Annotated in this window: 16 protein-coding genes; 4 read left to right on the top strand and 12 right to left on the bottom strand. The window is 68.3% G+C overall.

What is annotated here, in order from left to right; translation table 11 throughout:
- The first annotated feature begins 70 nt into the window (after nucleotides 1-70).
- Complete coding sequence (locus FB562_RS03200; protein WP_141879818.1) at nucleotides 71-1,117, top strand: GNAT family N-acetyltransferase; 1,047 nt, start codon at nucleotides 71-73, stop codon at nucleotides 1,115-1,117.
- Between the two features lie 15 nt (nucleotides 1,118-1,132).
- Here the strand turns inward: FB562_RS03200 and mutM are convergent, their stop codons facing one another.
- The 11 genes from mutM to FB562_RS03145 form a co-directional block, all read right to left on the bottom strand.
- Nucleotides 1,133-1,999 (bottom strand): bifunctional DNA-formamidopyrimidine glycosylase/DNA-(apurinic or apyrimidinic site) lyase, encoded by an 867-nt coding sequence (mutM, locus tag FB562_RS03195; RefSeq protein ID WP_141879817.1) that lies wholly within the window; start codon nucleotides 1,997-1,999, stop codon nucleotides 1,133-1,135.
- Between the two features lie 9 nt (nucleotides 2,000-2,008).
- Complete coding sequence (gene rnc / locus FB562_RS03190) at nucleotides 2,009-2,734, bottom strand: ribonuclease III (RefSeq protein ID WP_141879816.1); 726 nt, start codon at nucleotides 2,732-2,734, stop codon at nucleotides 2,009-2,011.
- A gap of 34 nt (nucleotides 2,735-2,768) precedes the next feature.
- Nucleotides 2,769-2,972 carry a 50S ribosomal protein L32 gene (gene rpmF / locus FB562_RS03185; protein WP_141879815.1) on the bottom strand — a complete coding sequence of 68 codons (204 nt, stop codon included), beginning with the start codon at nucleotides 2,970-2,972 and terminating at the stop codon, nucleotides 2,769-2,771.
- A gap of 2 nt (nucleotides 2,973-2,974) precedes the next feature.
- Nucleotides 2,975-3,493 (bottom strand): YceD family protein, encoded by a 519-nt coding sequence (locus FB562_RS03180; RefSeq protein WP_141879814.1) that lies wholly within the window; start codon nucleotides 3,491-3,493, stop codon nucleotides 2,975-2,977.
- A gap of 100 nt (nucleotides 3,494-3,593) precedes the next feature.
- Nucleotides 3,594-4,931, bottom strand: a complete 1,338-nt coding sequence (locus FB562_RS03175; protein WP_141879813.1) for an aspartate aminotransferase family protein — start codon at nucleotides 4,929-4,931, stop codon at nucleotides 3,594-3,596.
- Nucleotides 4,932-4,987: 56 nt separating this feature from the next.
- The gene (locus tag FB562_RS03170) at nucleotides 4,988-5,953 is read right to left on the bottom strand and encodes a siderophore-interacting protein (RefSeq protein WP_141879812.1); all 966 of its coding nucleotides are present in this window, start codon (nucleotides 5,951-5,953) and stop codon (nucleotides 4,988-4,990) included.
- 46 nt (nucleotides 5,954-5,999) lie between these two features.
- Nucleotides 6,000-8,294 carry a transglutaminase TgpA family protein gene (locus FB562_RS03165; protein ID WP_141879811.1) on the bottom strand — a complete coding sequence of 765 codons (2,295 nt, stop codon included), beginning with the start codon at nucleotides 8,292-8,294 and terminating at the stop codon, nucleotides 6,000-6,002.
- Nucleotides 8,287-9,627 carry a DUF58 domain-containing protein gene (locus FB562_RS03160; RefSeq protein ID WP_141879810.1) on the bottom strand — a complete coding sequence of 447 codons (1,341 nt, stop codon included), beginning with the start codon at nucleotides 9,625-9,627 and terminating at the stop codon, nucleotides 8,287-8,289. Before FB562_RS03160 ends, FB562_RS03165 begins: the two co-directional genes overlap by 8 nt.
- A 10-nt stretch (nucleotides 9,628-9,637) precedes the next feature.
- Nucleotides 9,638-10,648, bottom strand: coding sequence for an AAA family ATPase (locus FB562_RS03155; RefSeq protein ID WP_425459812.1), 1,011 nt, complete (start codon nucleotides 10,646-10,648; stop codon nucleotides 9,638-9,640).
- Between the two features lie 119 nt (nucleotides 10,649-10,767).
- Nucleotides 10,768-11,259, bottom strand: coding sequence for a pantetheine-phosphate adenylyltransferase (gene coaD / locus FB562_RS03150; protein WP_141879808.1), 492 nt, complete (start codon nucleotides 11,257-11,259; stop codon nucleotides 10,768-10,770).
- Nucleotides 11,260-11,326: 67 nt separating this feature from the next.
- Nucleotides 11,327-13,501: an ATP-dependent DNA helicase RecG gene (locus tag FB562_RS03145; protein ID WP_141879807.1), complete on the bottom strand. Its 2,175-nt coding sequence runs from the start codon at nucleotides 13,499-13,501 to the stop codon at nucleotides 11,327-11,329.
- 261 nt (nucleotides 13,502-13,762) lie between these two features.
- Between FB562_RS03145 and rsmD the strand changes: the two genes are divergently transcribed.
- Both rsmD and FB562_RS03135 read left to right on the top strand, forming a co-directional pair.
- Nucleotides 13,763-14,317: a 16S rRNA (guanine(966)-N(2))-methyltransferase RsmD gene (rsmD, locus tag FB562_RS03140; RefSeq protein ID WP_141879806.1), complete on the top strand. Its 555-nt coding sequence runs from the start codon at nucleotides 13,763-13,765 to the stop codon at nucleotides 14,315-14,317.
- A gap of 280 nt (nucleotides 14,318-14,597) precedes the next feature.
- Nucleotides 14,598-16,892, top strand: coding sequence for a hypothetical protein (locus FB562_RS03135; RefSeq protein ID WP_141879805.1), 2,295 nt, complete (start codon nucleotides 14,598-14,600; stop codon nucleotides 16,890-16,892).
- A 95-nt stretch (nucleotides 16,893-16,987) separates the two neighbouring features.
- Here the strand turns inward: FB562_RS03135 and thiL are convergent, their stop codons facing one another.
- Complete coding sequence (thiL, locus tag FB562_RS03130) at nucleotides 16,988-17,956, bottom strand: thiamine-phosphate kinase (RefSeq protein ID WP_141879804.1); 969 nt, start codon at nucleotides 17,954-17,956, stop codon at nucleotides 16,988-16,990.
- Nucleotides 17,957-17,981: 25 nt separating this feature from the next.
- Here thiL and FB562_RS03125 point away from each other — a divergent pair, with 25 nt between their 5' ends.
- Nucleotides 17,982-18,485 carry a DUF3515 family protein gene (locus FB562_RS03125; RefSeq protein WP_141879803.1) on the top strand — a complete coding sequence of 168 codons (504 nt, stop codon included), beginning with the start codon at nucleotides 17,982-17,984 and terminating at the stop codon, nucleotides 18,483-18,485.
- Nucleotides 18,486-18,584 lie beyond the last annotated feature (99 nt).

Genomic DNA, 18,584 nt, shown 5'->3' with positions numbered 1-18,584 from the left:
ACAGGCGCGCACCGCACGAACCGTGCCCACAGCATCCGCAACGACATCCGACAACCGGAAGGAAGCCGCCATGACCGACGTGACGATCGAGGAGATGCCTCTGCCCGCGAGCCTCGACGGGCCCGAGGGCGCCGCCTTCGCCGAGATGGTGGCGGTGCGCAACGAGATCGAGGCCGCCGCGGTCGGCAACTACGATCTTGCCGAGACGCCGGCGGTCATCCTCGCGCAGAACAGCAACCCTTACGAGCCTCTGCGGCTCTTTGTCGCCCGGGGCGACGGGCGCATCGTCGGGCGTTCCCTCCATGAACTGCAGAGCGGCGACGATCTGCGCTCGGCCTGGGTCACCGCGGAGGTGCTGCCCGAGTTCCGTCGACGCGGAATCGGCACGCAGCTGTTCGAGCGGGCACTCGAGATCGCCGTGGCCGACGGACGCAGCATCGTGCAATCGTTCGCGATGCACAGCATGATGGGCGGCGACCGCATCGACTCCCCGACGGGCTTCGGTTCGGTGCCCCGCGACGACCCCGGGGCCCGCTTCCTGGCGGCGAAGGGTTTCGAGCTGGCCCAGGTCGACCGCATGAGCCGCCTGCCGCTGCCCTCAGGGCGCGAGGTTCCGGATGCCCCTCCCGGCTACGAACTCGAACAGTGGGTCGGCGCGACCCCCGAGAGGCGGCTGGGCGACATCGCGGCGCTGCAGCAGAGGATGAGCACGGATGTTCCGCTCGGCGAGACCGACCACCAGCCGGAGCTGTGGGACGAGGAGCGGGTGCGCGACCTCGACCGTCGCAGGCTCTCCGAGGGGCGGCACTGGATGATCACGGCCGCACGCCACGTGGCATCCGATTCGCTCGTCGCCTTCACCGAGCTGGTCACCGCGCACGACACGAGTCGCCCCGCCTTCAACAACAGCACGCTCGTGCTGCATGAGCACCGCGGGCGGCGGCTCGGGATGCTCGTGAAGGCGGCCAATCTGCGCCTCCTCAAGGAGAGCGCGCCGGGGCATCCGTCGGTCTACACCTGGAACGCGGAGGAGAACCGCCACATGCTCGACGTCAACGAGGCGATCGGCTTCGTGCCAGTCGGCTACGAGGGCTCCTGGAAGCGGTCTCTCGCCTGAGACGCGGGTTCTGCGTCAGCGCCTGCGCTGGCAGAACGGGCAGAGGTGCGAACCGCGGTTCATGAACTGCTCGCGCACGATCAGGCGTCCGCAGCGCGGGCACGGCCGGCCCTGCTGCCCGTAGGCGTTGAGCGAGTGCGCGAAATAACCCGACTCGCCGTTCACGTTGAGGTACTGGGTGTCGAAGCTCGTGCCACCCTCGGCGAGGGCCTTCGCCAGCACAAGCCGCACCTCGGCGAGCAGCCGCCGCGCGCGCACGCGACTGAGAGCATCCGTCGCCTGCTCGTAGTGGATGCGGGCCGCCCACAGCGCCTCATCGGCGTAGATGTTGCCGATGCCGCTCACCAGACCCTGATCGAGCAGCGCCCGCTTGACTCCCGTGCGCCGGGCGGCGAGGCGCCTGAAGAAGAGTCCGTCGTCGAAGCGCTCATCGAGCGGATCGCGTGCAATGTGCGAAACCTGCGACGGCACCAGATCGGGGCCGTCGGGCGTGGGCACGAGGCGGTCGATCGCCATGGAGCCGAAGATGCGCTGGTCGACGAAATTGAGCCGCAGCGGCCCGTGCTCCGGATGCTCGATGTCGAGACGGATGCGCGTGAGCCTGTCATCGACGCCCCTCTCGCGCAGCAGCACCTGCCCGCTCATACCCAGGTGCACGACGAGGGCCTCCTCGGTGCCGGCGAGCGGCAACCAGAGGAACTTGCCGCGCCGCTCAGCCGAAGCGAAACCCTGCCCGGTCAGGCGGTGCACGAAATCCTCTGACGGGCCGTCATGGCGACGCAGCGAACGCTCGTCGAATACGACGACGGATGCGACACTCGCCCTGCTCACGGCCGGCGCCAGGCCGACGCGCACCACTTCAACCTCGGGCAGTTCGGGCACGGCGGATGCTCAGGCGGAGGTCTGGAGGATCGTCCAGGCCTCGAGGGCGGCCGCCATCTCGGCCTGCTTCTTGCTGCTGCCGCCACCGGATGCGACCGCCCCGCCATCGATGACGACGGTCGCGTAGAAACGCTTGGAGTGGTCGGGGCCGCTGTCGGCGATCTGGTAGTCGGGCGCTCCCCTGCCCAACTTCGCCGCAAGCTCCTGCAGGCTCGTCTTGGGGTCCATGGCTGCGCCGAAACGATCCGGGTCGGCCAGGAGCGGCTCGATGAGACGCAGCACGAGTGCCGTCGCCTCGTCATCGCCGACACTCAGGAAGGTCGCGCCGATGACGGCCTCGACCGTGTCCGCAAGGATCGAGCCCTTGTCGCGGCCGCCCGTGAGCTCCTCGCCTCGACCGAGGCGGATGAACTCGCCCAAGCCGATGCCTCGGGCGATCTGTGCGAGCGCGACACTGCTGACGAGGCTCGCCCGCCGCTTGGCGAGGTCACCCTCATCGAGGTCGGGGTACTCGTTGTAGAGCATGACCGTGACGGCCTGCCCCAGAATGGAGTCGCCCAAGAACTCGAGGCGCTCATTGTGACCCCCGCCACCGTTCTCGTACGCGTACGAGCGGTGGGTGAGGGCCAGCTCGAGCAGCTCGAGGCCCACATCGACGGAGAGCTTCTCGGCGAGTTCAGCAGCAGCACGAAAGCCGGCAGAGTTGCTGCCGGCACGTGCGCCGCGGGAAGTCATCGGCTGCCCCGAAGAAGGAGATCTCTCAGCGAGATCAGACGTCTGCGACCTTGCGGCCCTTGTACTCCATGTACAGGGGCGTGCCGGCCGAGTCCTCGACGACCTTCGCGCGGTGCGGCAGGCTGTAGACAACCTTGCCACCCTCGACGGTCTTCACCAGGGTGGGAGGCGTGGCCTTCCACTGGGCGCGGCGGGCGCGGGTGCTCGCACGGGACATCTTGCGCTTGGGTACTGCCATGGCTATCTCTTTTCTCTGTCGGCGTCGCCATCAGGCTCTTCGCCGATCACGTCGGTGGTTGTGGCCTCGGTCAGACCTTCGAGGCCGGCAAGTTTCGCCCACCGAGGATCTGTGGGTTCTTCATGCTCATGGCCCGGGTTGTCGAGGAGCCGCACCCCACACTGGGGGCACAGGCCGAGGCAATCCTCTTGACACACCGGCTGGAACGGAAGTGACAACACGACCGCATCCCTGATGACCGGTTCAAGATTCACGTGATCATCTTGAACCTGATACTCGAAAGCTTCGTCCTCAGAGTACGCGAAAACCTCCTGGATTTCGACTTCGACAGGCTCGGCCACGTCAATCAGGCAGCGCACGCACTCCCCCGAGGCCGTCGATTCGACCGTCGCGGTGACCAGGATGCCGTCGTGCAGCGCCTCCAGGCGGAGGTCGATGTCGATGGGCGCTCCCGGCTCGATGCCGATGACGGCGTTGCCGAGACGCTCGTCTGCGACGAGCTCAAGCTGCTGCTCGCGCATCTCGCCGGGACGATGGACGAGATCGAGTACTCCCACCGACCAGGGGGATGAATTGTGATGTGCCACCGCATCATCATAGTCAGTGCTGCGAGCCGTGCCCTCAGCGCTGCTCGACGGCGGTCACGGCCTCATCGAGCAGGGCGAGCCCGCGGGCGACCTCGGCGGGGGTCACGACGCAGGGCGGGGCCACATGGATGCGGTTCTCGACGATGAGCGGGAGGAAGCCGCGCTCCCTCAACGCCGCCCCGAGCGCAGCCATGAACGCTGCGGATACCGGCGTGCGCGCATCCGGATCATCGACGAACTCGACCGCCCAGAAGACGCCCATTCCCCGCACCTCCCCGATCACGGGATGCGCCTCGGCCAACGCCCGCAGGCCCGGCCCGAGATGCTCGGCGCCGATCGTCGCGGCATGCTCGACGATCCCCTCCGCCTTCATCGCATCGATGGTCGCCACGATCGCGGCCATGGCGAGCGGATGCCCAGAATAGGTGAGCCCACCGGGGAACACCGTGTCGGTGAACGCGGCCGTGACCGCCTCAGAGACGATCACACCACCCGCCGGCACATAACCCGAGTTGCTGCCCTTGGCGAAGGTCACAAGGTCTGGCACGACAGACTCTCGCCCGTCGCCGAAGTCTGCCCTGTGCGCGAACCACTCGCCAGCCCGACCGAAACCGCTCATCACCTCATCGATCACGAGCAGGATGCCGTGCCGTGACGCGAGCTCACGCACGCCCCTCAGATAACCGGGCGGCGGCACCAGCACGCCGGAGCTGCCCGGGATGGCCTCGATCAGGATCGCCGCGATCGTCGACGGCCCCTCTGCCTCGATCACGCGCTCCAGGTGGCGCAGCGCGCGCTGCGACTCCTCCTCGGGGCTGCCCGCCCAGAACTCGCTGCGGTACAGATACGGGCCGAAGAAGTGCACATGCCCGCGCGCGAAACGGTTGGGGATGCGGCGCCAGTCCCCCGTCGCCACAATCGCCGCACCCGTGTTGCCGTGGTAGGAGCGATAGGCGGAGAGCACCGTGTCGCGGCCGGTGACGAGGCGGGCCATCCTGATGGCGTTCTCGACAGCATCCGCCCCACCATTGGTGAAGAAGACCCTGTTGAATGCGGGCCCCGCGAGGTCGAGGATGCGCTGGGCGGCCTCACCGCGCACCAGATTGGCGTGGTTCGGCGCCACCGTCGCGAGCGTCGCCGCCTGCCGCGTGATGGCCTCGACGACGGCCGGATGCTGGTGGCCGATGTTGACATTGACGAGCTGGCTGGCGAAATCCAGATAGCGCCGGCCGTCGTGATCCCAGACCGTGCTGCCCAGCCCACCCGCGATGGCGATGGCATCCCGCCCGCCCTGCGTGCTCCAGGAGTGGAACACCGCGGAGCTGTCGAGTTCACGGGCACGGGCCCCATCGGGGTTCGGTGACTCGGTCATGAGCGCCAATCTACCCCGCCGGGGACCGCGAACACAGGGTTACGGCCGTCAGGCGGTCACTGGCCCTCGGCCCTGCCCAGCCGCCAGTAGCCCATGAACGCGACCCGCTTGCGGTCGATGCCCGTCTCGGTGACGAGGAAGCGGCGCAGCGTCTTGATGACGGCCGACTCCCCCGCGATCCAGGAGTAGAACTTCGCACCCGGCGCAGCCCCCGGCGAATCCCAGAGAAGCTGCGTGTCGACGTCGATCTCCTCGACCTCCTGCGCACTCGCGGCCAGGGAGGGGCGGATCACGTCGCCATTGCCGGCCACCCACTCGCGCAGAGCAGCCTCGAGCAGAACCCCGACGGGCTGACCGTCGCGGGGCAGCCACGTCACGCTCGCCCCCGGCGCGAGCCACGGCTCGAGCACATCGGCCGAAGTCGGAACCTCGATGAATGCACGCGCGGTGTGACCCTCCGGCAGCGTCTCCAGGATGCTGCAGATGGCCGGCGCGGCCGTCTCGTCTCCGAGGAGCAGCTGCTGCGTCGCCGTACCCGGCTGCCAGTCGATGCCGACCGCCGAACTGAGACTGCGGGCATCCGGACCGATGATGAGGAGTTCGTCGCCGGGAACGGCGCGCGCGACCCACCGCGATGCGGGGCCGCCGCCGACCTCATGCACGACCATGTCGACGTCGATCTCGCGCAGCTCCGGCCGAACAGCGCGCACCGTGTAGGTGCGAATGGGGCTGCGCTGCTCGTCGGGCAGCTCACGCCAGATGCTGTACCATTCGCCGCGCAGAACCGACTCCTCGTCGTGCGTTCCGACATCGCTGAGGGTGCCCGCGTGCGGCCCCTCCTCGACGGGGAACATCAGCTTGATGCGCTGGTCGAGCCTGTCGGTGCCGAAGAAATCGAGCAGCTCGCCCGTGAACGTGACCCGAACGAAGTGGGGCGAGAGACGCCGGATGCTCACGACCGAGACGAGGTAGGGCCGGAACGCCGGCCGGGCGTCCTTCTCAACGAGCGTCTGAGTAAGCATGGCCTAAGTATGGCATGCCTAAGCTAAGTCGCGAAAGGCCCGGCGCTCAGGAGATGACCTTCATGACCCTTCCCACGATGGAATGCGGCCACAACACCGAGCGGATGCGGCGGCCCCGCGGGAAGGCCCCCCGCAGACGCCGCAGCAGGGCGCTCATCTCCCTATGCGAAGGCGCAGTGGCCCCCTGCGACGGCGACGAGGCGGCACGAGCGGCCGGCGTCGCGAAGTTCGCACGTTCGACCGCGGCCAGCAGCCCCGCCAAGGCCTCGTCGGTGACCGGATGTTCCGAATCAGAGCCGGGCGGGGCATCCGCTGCGCTACGCGACCCCTCCTCGGCACGATCGAGCAGGCGCTGAAGCAGCACCGCATTCTCCCGCGGAGTGTTCTCGCCGACGACGGCGACGCCCAGATCCTCCGCCGACTGCAACAGCTCGGTCCACGCCAGACCCGGATGCGCGTCGCGCCTGGGCAGGCGGGCGAGCCTCTGCAACGCCCGCACGGCGGCCGGCACGAGCAACAACAACAGCACGCCGAGAACGACGAAGACTCCCCACGGCACGCCGCGTTCGGGCTGCGCCGCATCCGGACCGAGCCCACCGGCATCCGGACGCTCCGGGGCTCCCGAAGAGGAGGAGGGAGCCGTCGCGCCCGGAGAGGGAACCTGCGACGGAGCGGCCGGAGTCGGAACGCCCGGCGTCTGCCCGCTCGAATAGGAGGGCAGCACACCACGGCTCATCGTCGGCTCGAACGGCACCCAGCCGATCCCCTCGAAGAACAACTCGGGCCAGGCGTGGAGCTGCTGGGAGGTGACCTCCCACACCGGCCGGCCCGCGTCATCCCTCTGCCCCGTCGAACTACCCGGCAGGAAGCCGACCGCGACGCGCGACGGGATGCGCAGCGTGCGCGCCATGAGCGCCATCGCCGACGCGAAATGCACGCAATAGCCGCTCTTCTCCTGCAGGAACACCCCGATGACCTCGGCGCCCGAACCGTCATAACCCTCATCGACGGGCGCCGACTCCGAATAGGAGAAATCGCCGCCCGAACGGAAGAACTGCTGCAGCGCGACCGCCTTCTCGTAGTTCGTGGCGGCGGAACCGGCCACCGCGGCCGCCGTGTCGCGGATGATCGCAGGCCACGCCTCGTCAGCCACCGCGAACTCGTCGACCGCCTCGGGAACGGACGACCCCGCCGCCAGCAGCTGCTCCGGAGTCGGCTCGAGAACGAGCGAATCGACCGTGAACGTCTCACCCTGGATCGATCGCGAGCCGCTGCGCAACGCCAGATTCGCCTGCCACAGCGCATCATTGCGCAGGCCGTCGACCGTCGTCGCCGGATACGGGATCGGCAGCCACGACCCGCCCAACTGCTCCACATCGATGAAGCTCGTCTCAGGCGAACGCGGCACATCCCCCGACACCCCCTCCGGGGCGGGAGCAGGCTCGTCGGAACCCCGCACAGGGATCGGATTCGGCTGCTGCGACCAGTTGTCGCCGAACACCGCGAGGCTCATCAGACGTAGATAGTGCTGGTCACCCGACTCCGTGCTGTACGTCAACGCAACCCGCTCATCCTCCCTGCGCAGGTCATCGCCGAGCCGGATGATCGGATTCACACCGTTCACGATCGAACCGGCACCACCCGCGCCCGTGACCGACAACTGCTGTGGCGTCGGCAACAGCACGGGGAGCACGAGGGCCGCGACGAGAGCCGCCGCCGCGATCGCAGCCGCATCCCAGGCGCGCCGGCCAGGAACCGCCCGCTCACGCACCGAATGGCTCGACGCCAGCAGATACAGAAACGCCAACGCCGTCACAACAAGCCAGAACACGTCAACAGAGCCGCGGCCGATAGCAGGCGCTGCGAGCACGAGCGGCAACACGAGCAGGCCCACGCCCGCCGCCCGGCGGAACGCGATCGCCACCAGATCGGCCAGCAAAGCCAACACCGCCGCGCCCAGACAGAGCAGGAACAGGATGCCCTCATCCACGACAGCAGGCGTCGCCTGCGCCTGGATCGACGCGACGCCGGAGAACCACAACTGCGACCACGCCGCCAGCGTGTCACCCGTCGGAATGCCGAAGAACGTCGACGTCGGCACCGTGACCATCTCAAGCGCGAACACGGCGGCCACGATCGACACCAGTGACGGCAGGATGCGCGACTCGGTGAACACCCGCGTCGCGGCGGCAGCACCCAGCACGATCATGCACTCGCCCAGCACGATGAGCCACCAGAAGACATCCTGAAGCACGCCGCCCCAGCCGCCGAGGGCCGCCATGATCACCACCAGCAACGCCACGCTGATGCGCCAGTCCCTGCGCGTCTTCGCCTCAGGCACGACGCCTCCCCGCCCGATCACCAGCGGTGCGCCACGCCTCATCCACGGTGACGCCGTCGGCGACATCGACACACAACCAGCCCGCATCCTGCAGGCGGCCCAGAACGTCATCGCGCCGCACATCCGCATCACCGCGCAGCACGAACGCCACCGCAAGGGAGAACGCATTACGGGCGGCCAGCATCGCCGCCATCGTCTGCTCGTCAGGGTCCGCGAGCACCGTCACCACCGTGCCACCGCTCCCCTCCGAACTGCGGCCCGGAAGCGCCAACGACACCTCCTGCTCGACCCCGCCATGCGTGAGCTCGATGCGCGCGAGACCATCGATCAGCGGCCTGCCGTCATCCGCATCGAGCTGGGCGGGGCCCGTCTCCACGAAGCGCACGAGCAGCCCCGCATCGTTCAGGAACACCGCCAGCGACGCCGCGAAACTCACCGCCCACTCGAAGAGCTCACTCTCCGCATCCTCCGCAGCCCGCAGCCGGTTCGCATCCGGATACCCCGCCGCACGCGTATCGATCACGATCGTCGCCTCGGCATTGCTGCGCTGCTCCTCCTGACGCACCATCAGCTCGCCATGATGCGCAGACGCCCGCCAGTGCACCCGCCTGAGCGGGTCACCCGCCCGGTAGTCACGAGTCGTCAGATCATGCTCGCCACCCACCGCCCGGTGGCTGATGCGACGGGCCGAGCCGTCGGCATCCGCGAAGGCCAGGCCCGTGTCGGGAAGCGGCACGACCTCGGGAACAGCCGTCACGCCATGCGCATCGCCGACCGTGACAAGCGCCCACGCCAAGCCGAACGGATCAGTGACCCGCACCACCAGCGGGCCCAACACGAACTCGCCGCGCCGCGGAGGTTCCCACACATGCGCCAGACGCGCCACGCTCAACGAACGTGCCGACCTCGGCCGCAACGGGCCGAACTCGCCCGGCTCACTCGACCCCGTCAGCGTGCCCGGACCCCACACAGAAGAAGTGCGCCACGACCAGAAATCTGACCAGTGCCCCGCCGCAACCGGCCGCTCCGAGCGATTCGCCAACTGCAGGGCAATCGTCACCGGATGCCGAGCCGTGATGCGCGTCGTCGAGAACGAGCGGTGCAACGCCAGCCTGGGCCTGCGATGGTGAGCCGACAGGAGGGCACAGCCGAGCGCCGCAGCCAGGAACACGCCCACGAAGAGCATGCCGTCGAGGGCCGTGAAATACACCGTGATGAGGCACACCGCCGCGACCATCGCCGTGCCCCAGCCCCGCACCGTCAGGCCCAGGGAAGCACTGCGGCGCGAGCCGTCACGACCGAGCAGCCCGGCAACCCTCGAACGCAGCGACATGCGCGTGGGCCTAAGCGCGATCGTCGCCCGCAAGCGGAACGACAGTGGATGCGACGATGCGGTGGATGATGTCGGTCACCACATCGATCGAGAACGCGCCGGCCAGCAGCGAACCGCGCGACGTCGGGATGAGACGGTGCCCGAGAACAGGAACCGCCAACTGGTCGATGTCATCAGGCAGCACGAAATCGCGGGCATCCAGCGCAGCCCAGGCCTTCGCCGCGCGCACCAGCTGCAGCGTCGCGCGCGGGCTCGCGCCGAGACGAAGCTCACTGTCGACCCGGGTGGCCTGCGCGATCGAAACGGCATAACGCTCAACGGCAGGCGAGACGTAGATGCTGCGAACAGCAGTGATCATCTCCCGCAGCTGATCCAACGACACCACCGGCGTCACACGATCGAGCGGGCTCGACTGCTCACGCTGCCGCAGCATCGCCCGCTCCGCCACCTCGTCGGGGTAGCCCATCGAGATGCGCGCCATGAACCTGTCGCGCTGCGCCTCCGGAAGAGGATAGGTGCCCTCCATCTCCACAGGGTTCTGCGTCGCCATCACCGTGAACGGCGGCACCAGAACATGGCTGTGGCCATCGACGGTGACCTGACGCTCCTCCATGCTCTCCAGCAGCGCCGACTGCGTCTTCGGGCTCGCACGGTTGATCTCGTCACCGATGACGATGTTCGCGAAGATGGGGCCCGGATTGAACTCGAAGCGCCGCTCGCCCTGGTTGTACACCGAGACGCCCGTGATGTCAGAAGGCAGAAGATCAGGCGTGAACTGGATGCGACTCACCGTGCAGTCCACCGAGCGGGCCAGAGCGCGCGCCAGCATCGTCTTGCCGACGCCCGGAACATCCTCGATCAGAAGATGACCCTCGGCAAGCAGAACCGTCAGCGCCAACTCGATGGCCTCATCCTTGCCGTCGATGACAGTCCGGATGCTGCGCAGGATGCCACGGCTCAACTCATGGAATTCGGTCGCCGTCATCAGCGCATCCGCCTGCTCGGGTAGTGCGTGTTCCATCGAAGCGTGCTCCATCAGTCCCCCACCGCTGTTGCCTGTGTGGCGAGTCTGTCAGCTTTGGCGACGGAGCGCATCAGGAATCTTCGGCAGCATTCGGGAGCACCTGCACGGCACGGTGCTCAGGGCGCAGAGGGGCTCTGCAGGAACTCCGCAACCGCGCGCGGCACATACGGGCTCACATCGCCGCCGAGCGCCGACACCTGCCGCACAAGCGAACTCGACACGTGCGCGTGCGCCGGATCGGGCAACAGGAACACCGTCTCCACGCCCGCCAGATTGCGGTTCACAATCGCCATCGGCGTCTCATAGGCGACATCGACGCCCGAACGCACGCCCTTCACGAGCACGCTCGCACCCACATCGGTGCAGTAGTCGACGAGCAGGCCGACCATCCACGACGTGACCCTGATCTTGCCGACGATGCCCGCATCGGCGATCGCCCTCTCGATCAGCTGCACCCGCTGAGCGACCGGCAGAAGAGCCGTCTTGCCCGGATTGTGCACGACGACGACATGAAGTTCATCGAACATGGCCGCGGCACGCTCGATCACATCGAGATGCCCCAGAGTGACGGGGTCAAACGAACCTGGGACGACGGCGATCCTGCTCATACCCCCAGCCTAGCCGCCGCTCGTTACAAATCTGTGACAATGCCGGATGCGCGCTGAACGCATCCGATCACGCCTGCGCCATGAAATCGCGCGCCGCATCGTCGAGACGCCGCTCGAGCGCATCCCTCAGCGCCGGATGCCCGGCCAGGCCAGGATCGTCGGCCAACACCCGCTGCGCCAGCTCCCGAGCCTCCCCGATCAGCGCGCCGTCCTTCGCCACCCGCAACAGCCGCAGACTGGACCGCCCGCCCGACTGCGTGCTGCCCAGAACATCGCCCTCCTGACGCAGCTCGAGATCCTTCTGGGCCAGCTCGAAGCCGTCGAGAGTCGATGCGACAGCCTCCACCCGCTCACGGGCGAGGGTCTCCGGCTCCGCGCTCGTGACCATGAGGCAGAGCCCCGGAACGCCGCCCCGGCCGACCCGGCCGCGCAACTGATGCAGCTGGGAGACGCCGAAGCGATCGGCATCGAGCACGACCATCGTCGACGCATTCGGAACATCCACGCCCACCTCGATCACCGTCGTCGCCACGATCACATCGATCTCGCCCGCGCCGAACGCCCGCATCGTCGCATCCTTCTCCTCGCTCGACATGCGGCCATGCAACGGCTCGATGCGCGCGGACGTGAACAGCGGATTCGCGCGCAGCTCCTCCAACACCTCCACGACCGTGGCGGGCTTCGCGGGCGGGCCGTGCGTGCCTGCGGCGGCGTCAGGGGCATCCGGGGCATCCGCCGGATCGGGCGCGCTCGCATCGATCGCCGGGCAGACCACGAACGCCTGCCTGCCCTGCGCAAGCTCCTCAGACATGCGCTCCCAGACCCGACCCATCCAGCCGGGCCTGTCAGCAAGCGGAACAACAAACGACTCGATCGGGATGCGCCCCGCCGGCAACTGCGCAATGGTCGACACATCAAGATCGCCGAACACCGTCATGGCGACCGTGCGCGGGATGGGGGTCGCCGTCAGCACAAGAACATGCGGCGGAACAGCGCCCTTGCGACGCAGCGCCTCCCGCTGCTGCACCCCGAAACGATGCTGCTCGTCGACAACGACAAGCCCCAGATCGAAGAACTCGACCGAATCGCCCATGAGCGCATGCGTGCCCACCACAATGTGCGCCTGACCGGAGACCGCAGCCAGGGTGGCCCTACGGCGCTCCGCCATGCCCAGCTGGCCCGTGATGAGGGTCGGCCGCAGCCGAGCCGCCAGCTCCGGCCCCAGCGTCGCCACAATCGAGCGCAGATGCTGCGCAGCGAGAACCTCCGTCGGGGCGAGCAGCGCCGACTGCCCACCCGACTCGGCCACCGCCAGCATCGCGCGCAACGCCACAAGCGTCTTACCCGAACCGACCTCACCCTGCACAAGCCTGTTCATGGGGGCATCCGAAGCGATATCGCGCGCCACCTCCTCGCCGACCGTGCGCTGATCGTCGGTGAGCACGAACGGCAGCCGCGCATCGAACAGCTCAAGCAAGCCGCCCGCCTGCGGGACCCGCGGCGTCGCCGCCTGCGCCCGCAACACATCCCTCTGCTGCAGAAGCCCCGCCTGCAACACGAACGCCTCCTGGAAGCGCAACGCCTTGCGCGCCGCGCGCCACTCGATGTCCTTCTTCGGCCGGTGGATCAGCTCAAGGGCGCGCCGGTACGCCATCAACGTGCGCTCCTGACGAATCGCATCCGGAACCGGATCCGCCAGCGGAGGCAGCGTGTCGAGCACAACCCCGACCGCCTTCTGCAACTGCCACGACGTCACCGACGCCGTCGCCGGATAGATCGGCACCGGCTGCTCAGCCCACGCACGCTGCGCCTCAGCATCACTCTCCGCATCCGGCTCGAACAGCTCATAGTCGGGATGCGCCAACTGCGGCGTGCCGCGATAGTCGCCCACCTTGCCCGCGAAGATACCGCGCACGCCCGGCCGAAGCTCCGCCTTGCGCCACGCCTGATTGAAGAAAGTGAGACTCAGGATGCCCGTGCCATCACTGATGCGGACCTCCAGCAGAGAACCGCGCCGGTTCTGCATCGAACGCTCACGCACCTCCACCACCTCGGCGACGATCGTCACATTCTCGCCACCGGGAAGCATCGTCAACGCCGTCAGCTCACCGCGCAACGCATAGCGCCGCGGATAGTGCGACAGCAGATCGCCCACCGTCGCCAGCCCCAGCCCCTTCTGCAGGGCGGCAGCAGTGCGCCCGCCGAGCACCGAGCCCAGCTTCGCGTCGAGAGCCGATTCCACCTCTCGAACGTACCAGCGGGGGCCGACGCCGCCGCGCGAGGGCTCTGGTCGGCCCGGCCCGACCTCCGCCCGGCCTCCACCCGACCTCCGGAGGGCCTCCGCCCGACACTTCGCGACACACACGCCACATGTACGGGTGCAGTTGTGTCGCGAAGTGTCGGTTGAACACGGAGTCGGGGCGGGGGCGAGGCAGATGCGGGGCGGGGCGGATGCGCGGGCGGGGCGACGAGGCCGCTCACGGCATCCGTCTAGGCTCGAACCATGACCCGCATCATCTCCGGCTTCGCGGGCTCGCTCACGATCGCCGTGCCCCCCAAAGGAACCCGACCCACAAGCGACCGTGTGCGCGAGGCCATCTTCTCCTCGCTCGAAGCGCGCGACGCCATCGACGGCGCGCGCGTGCTCGACCTCTACGCCGGCTCGGGAGCGCTCGGCCTCGAAGCCGCCAGCCGGGGCGCCGCCCACGTGACCCTCGTCGAGAAGCACGCCGCCGCATCCGCCGTCTGCAGAAAGAATGCGGCGCTACTGCTGAAGTCCGCCCCGCAGCAGCTGCGCATCGAGGTCGCCGCGACGCCGGTGCAGACATTCCTCGCCTCGAACACGACGCCGAACGACCTCGTCTTCATCGACCCGCCCTACGAACTCGGCGAAGCCGAACTCGCCGCCGACCTGGCCGCGCTCAGCCTCACGCCCGGCGCCGTCGTGCTCGTCGAACGCAGCTCCCGCTCACCCGAACCCGGCTGGCCCGCGGGGCTGCAACCCGAACGCAGCCGCCAGTACGGTGACACAACACTCTGGTGGGCCATCGCCGAGTAGTCCGGCCTGCTCGCACCCCGCCTCGCTTCTCGCTTCTCACTTCTCGCTTCTCGCTTCTCACTTCTCAGTCGCGAGTTCCTCACTCCTTGGGTGCTCAAGTACGCCATTCGGATGCTTGGGGCGAGCCGGAGCATCCGAAGGCCGTACTCGACGGCAGGGGGCCAACCTGGGAGCAAGAATCACCCGTCGTCACCCTGTGGATAACCGATTCGACGATGACTCGCGTCTGTAATGTGAACGCTTCCACCCCCGAACGGGGGCTCACAGAAGGAGCGCGTCAATGAGCGGCACGTCGAGTAGACAGCAGGCAAGCCGTCGGGTCACCCAGCGAAAAGCCGTCGCAGCGTTCGCAGCCGCCGCGCTCACCTTCGGTCTCGCCGGATGCGTGCCGGAGCCCGGGCTGACGCCCCCTCTCGTCGACACCGTGACGATCGATGTTCCCGACTCGATGCTGCACTCCGGCGACGAGGCCGACATCGACGGGGCCGTGCTGCCCGGCGACGATGCCCTTCCGTTCGCGTTCGGAGGATCTCTGACGGCCCCCGGGGAGGGAGGCATCCCGACCGTCTGGGTATCGGATGACGGCGAAGACTGGGAGGCCGTGACCGTCGCCGAAATCGACGGATCGTTCACCGGAACCCTTGCCGGCGACGCCTCCCTGACAGCGCTCGGCGGACAGGTCTGGCACGACGGTCTGACCCGGTCACGCCTGTGGGCCTCAGAGAACCGCACCACCTGGACGGAGGTGGATCTCCCCCAGCGCTTCGCCGACAAGAACCGCATCACGGCGATCGCCGTCACCGACGGCCGTGTGATTGTGCTCGGACCCGACCGCGACGGCACGGTGAGCGGTGTTGTCATCACCGGTGACGAGATCACCGAGATCGAGCCGCCCCAGCCCGAAGAGGGTGAGCTGCTCGGCATCGCCCATGTCGTGGCGCACGATGATCACGCCATCCTCATCGCCAACCCGGCAGCCGAGGGCGACAACGGTGCCGCGGTGTCATATGTGTCGGATGACGGAGGCCTCACCTGGGGCGACACTGCGACGCCCATCGGCGGCACCGACGACAGAGTGCGTGGAGCGGTCTGGACGGGTGGGCGCTATGTACTGACCGGTGCAGGTGTCAACGATGACAACCGATACGGTGCCGCGGCCTGGTCTTCAGCCGACGGAACGAGCTGGACGGTCGAAACCGTGCCCCCGTCATCGGAGAACCACGATTCTGGCTCGCTGTCCAGCGACTGGCTCGGAGCACCGGGTACGAACAAGGGCATCGTCAGCTCCCTCGGCGGCAACGACAACAGCAGCGAGTCGAGCGTGTACACGCGCAGCGCCGACGGGGTGTGGACGTTCCGTTCACAGACATCGGCGAATCCGGCAAGCGGCATGTCCGGCGCATCCGTGCCCCGCGACGCCGCCAGCGTCATCGGGATCATCGAGGCACGAGGCAGCCTGCGCTCGGGAATCTTCTCCATCGGTCGGGGCTGGACCGACACCGTTTCCGTCGCATCCACCGTCGATCCGTCATATATCTCCTCGATAGACGAACATCCCGACGGCATTCGGCTGACCCTCGCCCGGTCACGCTTCACCATCACCGACGGCGGGTGGAAAAACACGTCTGAACTCTCGGCCGCCAGTTTTGACGGCGACCGCACCGTCGAGGACGATCCCGTCGAGACGGAAGGCATGGCCGGGCTGTCATCAGTCGTGCGCGCCACATCGGATGGTGAGGAGCTCGTACTCGGCTCGGAGTTCCTCGATGGCTCCCTATCAATCCTCATCCGAGGCCAGCACAAAGCGTCTGGAAGCGACGAGTGGGTTCCGGTCACCGGGTTCCCCACCGAAGGTGCCATCGGTTTCCATGCCGCCGCCAAAGTGGGCGGGCTCTGGGTGGCCACCGGTGATGCCCGCGCAAGCGCCATAACCGGGCAGGCACGACACGCGAACATCTGGACATCCCCCAACGGCGTCGCATGGACCAGCGCAGGCCCATTCGGCGGCGAAGACCTCCAATCGCAGGCGTACGAGACGTGCGCGCTCCCCAACGGCGACCCCATCGCGGTCGGCCACGCCGAAACGAAGATCGGGGAATATCGCGCCGTAGCCTGGTCGCCCGCCGCGAACGGCATGTGGCAGCGCCTCAACCTCGGCGAACTCGACGACAGCTACGGCTGGTTCGACGGATGCGCGAGCAACGACGACGGGGTCATCGTCTCCGCCAAGACGGGAGGCCGCGATGTGCTGCTCTTCACCGACGACGGCATCGACTGGAAGACCGTGTTCACCGCGACCCGGGGCAGCAGCATCTCCTCGCCCGTCGCCGTCGACGGCGGCTTCGTCGCATCCGGCGGATGGGCCAGAGGCAATGCTTCACGCCCGGTCGTCTGGGTGTCGGCGGACGGAGCGGAATGGACGCCCCTCGCGGTGCCGAGCACCCACGCCGGGGCCACCGGTATCGTGACGGCATCCGGTGACGACCTGCTCGTCAGCATGTCAGCCCGCACGGGGCATCCGCTGCTCGCCATCCGCGACATAGCGGATGTCATCGCAGCCGCCACCAGGCGATAGCTCGCGCTCGAGTACGGCAATCGGATGCTCACGGCGACCCGGAGCATCCGATTGCAGTACTCGACGCGCTTCGTGCTGGAGCGTTGTGCCTCGGCTCAGCCGCGGGCACCGCTCCAGCCCGTGTACGGGTCCCAGCCGGAAGCATCATGCGGCGCTCCGTCGAGCAGCACACCCGAGCCCTCGACGACGGTGCCGATGGCCCGGAAGCCGCCGGGCAGCGCCGTGCCCGCAGGGAACGTCGCGAACAGCGAATGGTCCTCGCCGCCGCCCAGAGCCAACTCGGGGTCGTCACCGAGCGCAGCCGACGCGAAATCGATCGCCACGCCGCTCGCCGCCGCGACCCGGGCGGCATCCTTCGCCAGCCCGTCACTCAGATCCAACATCGCCGTGGCCCCGCCGAGCGCCGCCAGACGCCCGTCGGCGATGGGCGGCCGCGGTCGCAACTGAGCGGCCGTGCGATCCCCCAGCGCGGAGGCGCGCGCCGCATCCGGCTCGCCCCGCTCGTCGACGCCGTGCTCGAACAACAGACGCAGGCCCTCCGCCGCAGCACCCAACGCCCCGGACACGGCAACCGTGTCGCCGACGCGCGCGCCAGAACGGAGCACCGGCATCCGCCCCTCAAGATCGCCGAACGCGGTCACCGCGAACGTCATCGCCGCGGACACCGACAGGTCACCCCCGACAACACCGCAGCCCGCCGACAGCTCCGCGCATGCCTCCCGCATCCCATCGGCCACACGCTCAAGGAACGACACCGGCGTCTCCGCCGGCACCGCAAGCGCCAGCACGAGCGCCGACGGCACGGCACCCATCGCCGCGACATCCGACAGATTCGATGCCGCGGCCTTCCACCCCAGATCGAACGGCGACGACCAGGCAAGCCTGAAATCGGGCCCGTGGATCATCATGTCCGTCGTCACCACGAAACGGCCATCGGGCGCCGCAACCACCGCCGCATCATCGCCCGGGCCCAGCAGCGTCGCCTTCGCCTCAGGCAGCCGCGGGAAGATGCGGGCGAGAGCAGCAGACTCCCCGATCTCGGAAAGGGTCACGGCATCCGTCATAGTCCTCAACGGTAGCCTGTAGGGGATGTCACAACTGCCCCGCCCGGCTCAAGCCGGAGCCCTCACCGCCCTCGCACTCCTCGGAACGCTCGCGCTAGCCGGATGTTCCCAGGCCGTGCCCATGACGGCCGCCGTCGACGCCGTCAACCCGGACTGCGCCGAGATCATGGTGCGCATACCCACCGCCATCGACGAACTCGACAAGCGGGAGACGGATGCCCAGGCCACAGCCGCATGGGGAAGCCCCGCCGCCATACTCCTCCACTGCGGAGTCGAAGTGCCCGGGCCATCCACCCTCCCCTGCTTCACACTGAAGAACGTCGACTGGCTGCGCGACGACAGCGACGCACCCACCTACGTCTTCACCACATACGGGCGCGACCCCGCCGTGCGCGTCACCGTCGACAGCGACCTCGCCTCAGGGACGAACGCGCTCGTCGCGCTCGGCAACGCGGTAGGCAGCCTGCCCGCGCAGGGCGCCTGCACCGCGGCCGAGGACGTGCTCGGGACAGAGCCGGCGGCGGAGTAGCTCGCGGGCTGGTCCCGAGACTGGCGCGCCAGAGCGCACCACCTCGACCAGCGGGGTTGGCGGAGCGCACCACCTCGACCAGCGGGTCGCCGGAGCGCA

Origin of the sequence: Homoserinimonas aerilata, from assembly GCF_006716125.1 — a bacterium.
Classification (GTDB): Bacteria; Actinomycetota; Actinomycetes; order Actinomycetales; family Microbacteriaceae; genus Homoserinimonas; species Homoserinimonas aerilata.
Note: the sequence above shows the minus strand (reverse complement) of the source record. Positions and strands in the feature narration are given on the sequence as shown.

What these genes read in the sequence shown, in the direction of transcription:
- rnc (WP_141879816.1), bottom strand. Translation starts at nt 2,734, where the DNA reads ATGACTTCCCGCGGCGCACGTGCCGGCAGCAACTCTGCCGGCTTTCGT.
- FB562_RS03170 (WP_141879812.1), bottom strand. Translation starts at nt 5,953, where the DNA reads ATGCTTACTCAGACGCTCGTTGAGAAGGACGCCCGGCCGGCGTTCCGG.
- rsmD (WP_141879806.1), top strand. Translation starts at nt 13,763, where the DNA reads ATGACCCGCATCATCTCCGGCTTCGCGGGCTCGCTCACGATCGCCGTG.
- FB562_RS03160 (WP_141879810.1), bottom strand. Translation starts at nt 9,627, where the DNA reads ATGTCGCTGCGTTCGAGGGTTGCCGGGCTGCTCGGTCGTGACGGCTCG.
- FB562_RS03155 (WP_425459812.1), bottom strand. Translation starts at nt 10,648, where the DNA reads ATGGAACACGCACTACCCGAGCAGGCGGATGCGCTGATGACGGCGACC.
- FB562_RS03125 (WP_141879803.1), top strand. Translation starts at nt 17,982, where the DNA reads ATGTCACAACTGCCCCGCCCGGCTCAAGCCGGAGCCCTCACCGCCCTC.
- FB562_RS03200 (WP_141879818.1), top strand. Translation starts at nt 71, where the DNA reads ATGACCGACGTGACGATCGAGGAGATGCCTCTGCCCGCGAGCCTCGAC.
- FB562_RS03180 (WP_141879814.1), bottom strand. Translation starts at nt 3,493, where the DNA reads ATGCGCGAGCAGCAGCTTGAGCTCGTCGCAGACGAGCGTCTCGGCAAC.
- FB562_RS03175 (WP_141879813.1), bottom strand. Translation starts at nt 4,931, where the DNA reads ATGACCGAGTCACCGAACCCCGATGGGGCCCGTGCCCGTGAACTCGAC.
- FB562_RS03135 (WP_141879805.1), top strand. Translation starts at nt 14,598, where the DNA reads ATGAGCGGCACGTCGAGTAGACAGCAGGCAAGCCGTCGGGTCACCCAG.
- thiL (WP_141879804.1), bottom strand. Translation starts at nt 17,956, where the DNA reads ATGACGGATGCCGTGACCCTTTCCGAGATCGGGGAGTCTGCTGCTCTC.
- rpmF (WP_141879815.1), bottom strand. Translation starts at nt 2,972, where the DNA reads ATGGCAGTACCCAAGCGCAAGATGTCCCGTGCGAGCACCCGCGCCCGC.
- coaD (WP_141879808.1), bottom strand. Translation starts at nt 11,259, where the DNA reads ATGAGCAGGATCGCCGTCGTCCCAGGTTCGTTTGACCCCGTCACTCTG.